General features: G+C 62.8%; 4 protein-coding genes. 1 reads left to right on the forward strand and 3 read right to left on the reverse strand.

Annotation, left to right across the window (positions count from 1 at the left end; translation table 11 throughout):
• Positions 1-209 precede the first annotated feature (209 nt).
• Positions 210-722 (forward strand): recombinase family protein, encoded by a 513-nt coding sequence (locus RBR25_RS17445; protein WP_432820819.1) that lies wholly within the window; start codon positions 210-212, stop codon positions 720-722.
• Positions 723-801: 79 nt separating this feature from the next.
• Here the strand turns inward: RBR25_RS17445 and RBR25_RS17450 are convergent, their stop codons facing one another.
• The 3 genes from RBR25_RS17450 to yjjJ form a co-directional block, all read right to left on the reverse strand.
• Positions 802-2061 carry a type II toxin-antitoxin system HipA family toxin gene (locus tag RBR25_RS17450; RefSeq protein WP_432820820.1) on the reverse strand — a complete coding sequence of 420 codons (1260 nt, stop codon included), beginning with the start codon at positions 2059-2061 and terminating at the stop codon, positions 802-804.
• Positions 2062-2066: 5 nt separating this feature from the next.
• Entirely contained in the window at positions 2067-2303 is a 237-nt protein-coding gene (locus tag RBR25_RS17455) for a type II toxin-antitoxin system Y4mF family antitoxin (RefSeq protein ID WP_432820821.1), read from the reverse strand.
• 166 nt (positions 2304-2469) lie between these two features.
• A partial coding sequence (yjjJ, locus tag RBR25_RS17460; protein ID WP_432820822.1) for a type II toxin-antitoxin system HipA family toxin YjjJ occupies positions 2470-3828 on the reverse strand: 1359 nt, incomplete at its 5' end.

A 3828-nucleotide genomic window follows, 5' to 3' on the forward strand; every position in this document is an offset into this window, starting at 1 on the left:
CGTCGCTGTGGACTTTGAGATGCTCGTGATCTCTGTGGTAAACGGTCAACCCACGGTCAACCAAATATGGATTCTGGGGTGCAATTCACTTCTGATATTTTGTGCTATCGTCTTCTGAAAATGACAGCCCCGCCTCGATCCCCCCGTAAAATCACTGCCAAATCTTCTGCCAAAATCAAAATGTCAAAACTATAGGACGGGGGATCTTTATGCACCGTATCGGCTATGCCCGTGTTTCGACTTCCGGGCAAAATCTCGATAGCCAGGTGGACGCTCTCAAGGCGGCCGGCTGCACAAAGATTTTCAGCGACAAGGCTTCCGGGGTGAAGGAGGATCGTCCTGGGTGGAATCAGGCGATGGAGTATCTACGCGAGGGAGATACCCTGGTTATCACCGAACTCTCGCGCATGAGCCGGAGCTTGGCCCATCTGCTCAAGGTCGTCCAGGAGTTGGAAGGAAAAGGGGTGAAGATCGAAAGCCCACGGGAAAACATCAACACCACAACCGCCACGGGTCGGGCCTTCCTCTCGATCATGGGAGCCATCAACCAAATGGAACGGGAATTGCGGGCGGAAAGGACAGCCGCCGGCAGGGAGGCGGCCCGGGCGCGGGGTCGCAGCGGCGGTCGGGCCAAGATCGACCAGGAGAAAATTAAACAGGCCCAAAGCCTGTCCGCCGTCGGGTACACGGTAGCCGAAGCGAACATACCGAAACCGTCATGACAACGTATTGTCGTTGCACACTCAACGACCAGCCCCCGGCAGGAATCCTCCTGACCGGGGGTTTGGCTTTCAGGGGGATTCATAAGTGGCGAAGCTGTCTCTGGGACACTTCCGCCCGGTGATTTATCAGTTGGACAATCTCCTCGTAGACCGGATGTTCCCCATAACGGGCGGTCATTCCGGCCGCCGTCTCCTTGGCCTTTCCCGGGATTTCCGACGCCATTCGCCGCAAGCTGTCCACGACGGGCTTGGGCGACCTCGACCCGGCCTCTTCGGCAAAGGCAACCCAGGCTTGGCCGGTGACGTCGCGAGGGTCATAGACGCCGCCGATCGCCATGGCCATACTTCGGCTCAGGGCATAGATGCCGGTACAGACCAGATCGTAGGCGGGCGCGAAGGAGGGATTGGGGCCATGGTCGTAGAGCAGGGACAGGTTTTTGGCGTGGCAGTCGGCGTTGCCGATCAGGAAATTGAAGATCGCCAGTTCGATCAGCCGGATCCGCTCGGCCAGGGGATTCCGGCACTGGCCGATGACCTGGAAGCAGACCCGGAATCCCGGCCCGCCCTTTTCTTCATATTTGTGCCGATATGAAATGCCCGTCGCCTGGCAGAAGTCTTCCTGATGGATGCGAACGATGTCCTCGTCGCCGACGTGGCGGTCGTAGCGTTCGACGAGATAGACCGGTACCCGCTCCTTGACCGGCAACAGAAAAGCGTTGGGCACCCTCAGCCCCATGGCCCCGCCCAAGGCCATGCAGAAGGCTTCGTTTTCCACCAGGCCGGGGAAGCGAGGGTTCGGCGGTTTGAGGATATGCGTGCTGGGAGCTCCGTCCAGCGGCAGAAGGATGGTTTCTCCCCGCAGCGCGACCGGAATCTTGTCCTGCACGCCGGCCAAGGAAAGCCGGGTGTGCTCGCCTTCGTCGAGAAACGACGGGTCCATGATATAGGCTTCGTCGAGGAGCTTGCCGAAATCGGCGTCCGTCAGCGGGCGATACCGGGAAGGGGGGAATTGGGAAGACCCGTCGAGAGTTTCGGGATGGAGGGCCACCGCCCCGGCGCAATCGCCGCCCAGGGCGGCAAGCAGGGCGAAATCGTCGTCGGGGGAGACTCGGTACTTGCGGGCGAAGTGATCCCGCACCTGCCCTTCGGGCAACAGGTTCGCGAAAAATGCGCGGGAACGATCCGCCGGCAGCGGTTCGCCCTGCAACGGCAGGGAGAGCGACAGGGGGCAGGGAGCCTTGCCGCTCAGCCAAGAAGCGTCGTAAGTGAAGGACAGATTGCCTTCCGCCAAATCACCGACCTTGGCCCCGTTGATGTAGGCATGAAGAACCCGGCTCATGGAGTTCACTCCCGAAGGTCGGCGAACAGATCGATGCCGAGCATTTTAAGGAGATGGAGCACTTTGCCGATCTCCGCCGTTTCCTTGCCGCGCTCGACCTCCGAGATGAACTTGACGCTTACCCCGCAGAAATCGGCAACCTGCCCCTGGGTCAGCTGCTGCGCCTTGCGTTTTTGCCGCAGCAGCTCGCCAAGATCTTTGGGTCCGTTGATCGCGCGCGTCCGCTCGTCGCTCCGAATCACCACCACCTCCACCGTGCGAGATAATTTAACCGTTCGGTTAACAATAGGCGGCTCGAGGCCTCGTCGCAACAAAATAATACCGAACGGTTAATTTTCTGGCGTTTCCAGGACCGCCCACTTTTTTTCCACCGAACGGTGAAATAAGCGGCCGCCGGTCGGGGTTTCCCTACCCGCCAAGCAGACGCGGACCATTCCCCAGCTCCTGAATAATCCCCTGATTGCGGGAGCAGATGTCCCGGAACTCGGGCGATATCCGCGCGTCGGCGGCGGCCGTCGTCCAGAAGCGAAGGGCGTCCTGGCGGGCGCTTTCCCACTGGCCGGCGACGGCGGCGTCGGGATGGGGCGGGGTGAAGGCGCGGGCGGGGACTTCGCCCTGGTGCGGGCGGTAAAACATGGGCAGCACGTCGTAGGCGGGCGCGAGGGAGAAACGGGGCTTGCCGTCCATCTCGACCAGGGAGATGTTGCCGAAGTGCTGGTCGGTGTTGGCGATCAGGGTGCTGAAGGCCGAGAGCCGGCGAAGTCTGTCGGCGTCTTCCGCCGAGAGCATTCCCACCTTCTCCAGCCGGGCTACCGCCGCCGACCAGTTGTCCAGGTGGCCGAAGAACTCGTTATCCACCGCCGCCAGGGAAACCAGCGGCAGCCGCCCGAACCGCCCCTGCCGATCGAAACGGGTGACTTCGAGAAAGGTCCGCGTTTCGGTGACATGAATCCGGGTTGAGGCGGCGCGGAGACCCTGGGAGCGAAGTTCCTCCAGGGCCAGATGTTCGCAGATCAGCAGGTCGGCCCAGCGGCGGCCGGAGGGGGTATCCGTTGTCGGCGAGAACTTGACCAGGACATGGCGGAAGTCCTCCCCTTCCGCGAGCAGGGCGGCAAACTTGGGCTGCTCGCCGCCGGCGGAAGAGCCGGGCGGATCGCCGGCCAGGGCGGCTCGGGCAAAGGCCTCATAGCGGGCTGGCAGTTCGGGGGGCAGCACCGGGGCGAGCGGCTCCCGGGCGGACTGGAAGTAACGCTGCAAGGAGAGTTCCCCGAGGATGAGATTGCCGATGCCGTCCTCCCCCTCGCGGGAAAGGGCCAGCAGAACATGCTCCTCCTTCCAGTCGGAAAGCCGCGCGGGAAGGTTCAGCTCCCGGCTCTGGCGCTGGGCGAAGGCCCGCCCCATGAATCCGTCCGGGCGCAGGTCCTGAATGAACCAGGGCAGATGCCGCAGCAGTTCGCCCGCCCCCGCCGCCGGCTGCCACCAGTATTCCCCCCCCTGCAACGCATACAACGTTCCCGCCGGTTCAGCGTCTCCGGTCGGAGAGATCCGGTAGACGGGGAATTCCCCGCCGGCGCCCCTCACGTCCCTCGGCAAACCGTAACGGGTCTGCCGCGCCCGCCCGAGGGCGACGACCTGCCCGCCCATGCCCGCAAGCAGCCGGGACAAGGTCGGCTGACTGACCCCGAGAACCTGCTGCAGCTCTTTCGCGCTTTTGACCCCCGTTCGCAGCAGGGCGAGAAGCTGTTCGACCGGTCGCGGCATGACGCT

Origin of the sequence: Trichloromonas sp., assembly GCF_034006665.1 — a bacterium.
Taxonomy (GTDB): domain Bacteria; phylum Desulfobacterota; class Desulfuromonadia; order Desulfuromonadales; family Trichloromonadaceae; genus Trichloromonas.

Coding starts and splice junctions, on each gene's coding strand:
- RBR25_RS17445 (WP_432820819.1), top strand. CDS start 210: ATGCACCGTATCGGCTATGCCCGTGTTTCGACTTCCGGGCAAAATCTC.
- RBR25_RS17450 (WP_432820820.1), bottom strand. CDS start 2,061: ATGAGCCGGGTTCTTCATGCCTACATCAACGGGGCCAAGGTCGGTGAT.